The sequence below is a fragment of the uncultured Campylobacter sp. genome (assembly GCF_938018035.1).
Taxonomy (GTDB): domain Bacteria; phylum Campylobacterota; class Campylobacteria; order Campylobacterales; family Campylobacteraceae; genus Campylobacter_B.
In genome coordinates this window covers 1-3,364 of the sequence record NZ_CALIJF010000295.1, presented here as the reverse complement: position 1 = coordinate 3,364, position 3,364 = coordinate 1, and the positions used below count along the sequence as shown (strand labels likewise).

Sequence of the window (3,364 nt, the reverse complement as noted above, 5' to 3'; positions counted from 1 at the left end):
ATCAGAGATTTCATTTAACATGGAAGGATGAAAGCCAGCAGAATCATATTTTTGTTTATAGAATGTTGTTTTATAGTATGCGATACCAACAATATGCTTTAATGATTCAAACTGATATTTTTCGATATATTTGATATTTTCTGTTTCATTATTCAAGAGCAGGTTGTAGAAGTCGTAAAATTCTCTATTTAACTTTCTAATCCTATATGGTATAATGGCATAAAGCCTTCTTGCAAATGCCTCTAAAATATAGTTTGATTTAATAATTTTTTTTATACTGTCAATCATATCAAAAATGAAATCTCCGTCGTCTGCACCATATCCCAAAGCTCTATCGGCCAGCCTTTTTTGCTTCCTTTTAGAGTCCCAAATAGCACCTCGAGCTCTTCGAGCTGCCCTTTTTGGCTTACATTTGTTGAAATTTCTTTCAGCCCCACTCCATATCCTTTTAGGCTTTTATAATCGTCTAAAACGATGCTCTTGCCGTCAAAGTGGATCTCCATAAATTCCTTACTTAGCTCCTTGCTGCCGTTTGCAAAATATTCGATATTTGCCACCGAGCCGTCTTTGTATTTTAAAACGATGGATTTATTATCCTCGGCGCTATATTTTTCATTGCTCGGCGTGATAGCCTGCGAAAATACGCTCTGTATCTCGCTGCCCGTTAGCGCCGTCATCAGATCTATTATATGGCACGCTTCGCCCACCATCCTGCCGCCGTTTTCGTGCACCCAGTGATCCATCGGTATGTAACCCGCGTTCATCCTATATCTGATTATCATCGGATTTATTCTAGCGCTCGTGTGCTTTTTTATCTCCTGCGCGTAAGCGCTAAATCGCCTGTTAAATCCCACGAATAAAACGGGCTTGTCGCCATCTCCTTCGTAAAATTTCTTTATCTTTTCAAGCTCCTCTTTGTTTGTCGCAAGCGGCTTTTCTACAAATACGTTTTTGCCCGCTTCAAGCGCCTTTAAAGTAAGCTCCGCATGGCTATCGTGCCTTGTGGAGATGATCACCAGATCAACGTTTTTGTCATTTAAAATATCGTCTAAATTTGAAGTAGCATAGTTCGCTCCGTATTGCTGCGCCACCGTCTTTGCCTTATGCCCGCTTCGGTTCATTATCGCGTAAATTTTATACTTGTCCGTAAGCTTTGAGATATTAGGCAGGTGCATTCCTGTGGCAAATCCGCCGACTCCGACGAATGCGACGTTTATCACATCCCTGTTTACTGGCGCGGAGCTTATGATGATTTTTTTATCGTGATTTAGATAGCTATCAAGCTCGGCTAAATTTGCCTCGCCGTAGTCGAGCAAAACCATAAGCGGCTTATTCTGCGAAGTCTGTAGCGACTCAAACGCCTCCGTTACCTGCTCGATAGGATATTTTGCGTCTATGAGCTTATCCAGCTTTATCAAATTTTCATTTACTAGCCTTAGATACTCGCTCATATTTCGATTTTCGGTCCATCTGACGTAGCTAAACGGATAATCAAGCCCCTGCTCTTCGTAGCTCTTGTCGTAGCGACCTGGCCCATAAGAGGTGGAGATGAGAAAATCAAGCTCCTTTTTATACATATCCTCTCTATTTATCTGCATGCCGGCAACGCCCACTAGCACCACTCTGCCCTTTTTCTTGCACATCTGAAAACTTTGCGATAGCGGCTCGCTGCTGCTCGTAGCAGCGGTAAATAGCACTCCATCAGCGCCGTATCCGCCGCTCCAAGACGTAACGATGTCTAGCAAATCCTCTCTTGACGGGTTTATGACGAGCTCGGCGCCATATTCCTTTGCTATCTGCAAGCGCCTATCGTCAAAATCGCTGACAGCAACCCTCACGCCTGAAATTTTAAGCATCTGCACCGCAAGAAGCCCCAATATCCCAGCTCCCACGACTACGCAGGTCTCGCCCAGCCTTAGATCGATCCGCCTAACGCCCTGCATCGCTATGCCGCCGAGCGTCACGGTGCAAGCCCGCTCAAAGTCCATATCCTGTGGCATTTTCATAACTAAATTTTTAGGCACGTCTACATACTCTGCGTGATTCGCAAGCCCTGCACCGGCTGCGGCGACGCGTTCACCGATTTCAAAATTTGAAACGCCCTCTCCGACCGCTATGACGACGCCGCTAAGCGAATAGCCGGTCGGATTTCCGCTATCAAGCTTGCCCTTTACCTTCGCATAGACGCTGGCTATGCCGTCGGATTTCACCATATTGATGACTTTTTTTACGTTCTCAGGCTGCTCCAAAGCCCTTCTGATCAGGCTTTTGCCGCTATTTGATACGCCGCTTATCTCGGTGCCCGCAGATATGCAGCTATTTACTACTTTTATAAGAACGCATCCCTTTGAAACGCTCGGAGCGGGGATTTGTTCTGCTAAAACCTTACCTTTTTTAACTATTGCTTGTATCATTTTGCAACCTTTATTTGCTTTAATGTTAGTGCTGGCTTTTCTATAAAATTCCAAGAAACGTAAGCTACCGCGAGCGTCGCGGCTACCACTATGAAATATAGCCATAAAGAGCTGCCAAAGCCCAGACTAATTAAAATTTGAACTATCAGCATATGATAAAGATATGTACTATAAGAGAGATCGGTGCTTCTGGCCATCTTTAAATTTGTGTAGGAAAAAGCCATACTAAACATAGCTAGCGCTAAAAGGAAAATTTGAAATACGGTAGAAATTTCCAAGCCTCTCTTATAATCTCCAAGCCCGCTTCCAAACTCTATAGCCACAAAACAAAATATTAAATAGAACGCAATATAAAATAAGCCGTAACCTACGAGATATTTTTTTATATCCAACCAATAAAGTCTCATAACCATCCCGATGATAAATATCCACAAAAACGGCAAGCATATAAGCTCGAGAAGCTTATTTAAATTTGAAGCAGAGTAAAAATTTTCATCGGCGATTGCGGGAATTATCATTGATGCAAAAAATAGAAAAACTAACAATAAATTTCTTATAATTGCTTTTCTAATACACAAAATAAACGGAAGGAGGATATAAAATGACAGCTCGACGCTAAGCGTCCATAAAACGCCGCTCGGATATGAGCTAAAAAAGCCATCGTAATTATATAAAGCGTCATTTTTTATACCGATTATAAAGCCCGCTATACCTGAAGCGGCGGTAATTACATAGAGCACGAAGTATTCTATGTATTTTAATACCGAGATATCATTAAAATTTTTGCCCACATACATAGCTAGCTCAAGTACTAAAATATTTACAGATAGAGCCGGATATATTCTAAGTGCTCTTTTTATAAAATACTCTTTTAAATTTCCGCTATTTAAATAACTATCTGTAATTAAAAATCCTGAAACCAAAAAAAACAATGGGACGCCGGGAAATAG

Annotated in this window: 3 protein-coding genes; all 3 read right to left on the bottom strand. The window is 41.7% G+C overall.

Annotated elements, in window-relative coordinates:
* Nucleotides 1-288, bottom strand: a 288-nt coding sequence (locus tag Q0257_RS08885) for a hypothetical protein (RefSeq protein WP_298024205.1), incomplete at its 3' end; no start/stop codon positions are given.
* Entirely contained in the window at nt 285-2,414 is a 2,130-nt protein-coding gene (locus tag Q0257_RS08880; RefSeq protein ID WP_298024203.1) for a bi-domain-containing oxidoreductase, read from the bottom strand. The genes Q0257_RS08880 and Q0257_RS08885, both read right to left, overlap by 4 nt.
* Nucleotides 2,411-3,364 (bottom strand): acyltransferase (locus tag Q0257_RS08875; RefSeq protein ID WP_298024201.1); only part of this gene is annotated, 954 nt, incomplete at its 5' end. The genes Q0257_RS08875 and Q0257_RS08880, both read right to left, overlap by 4 nt.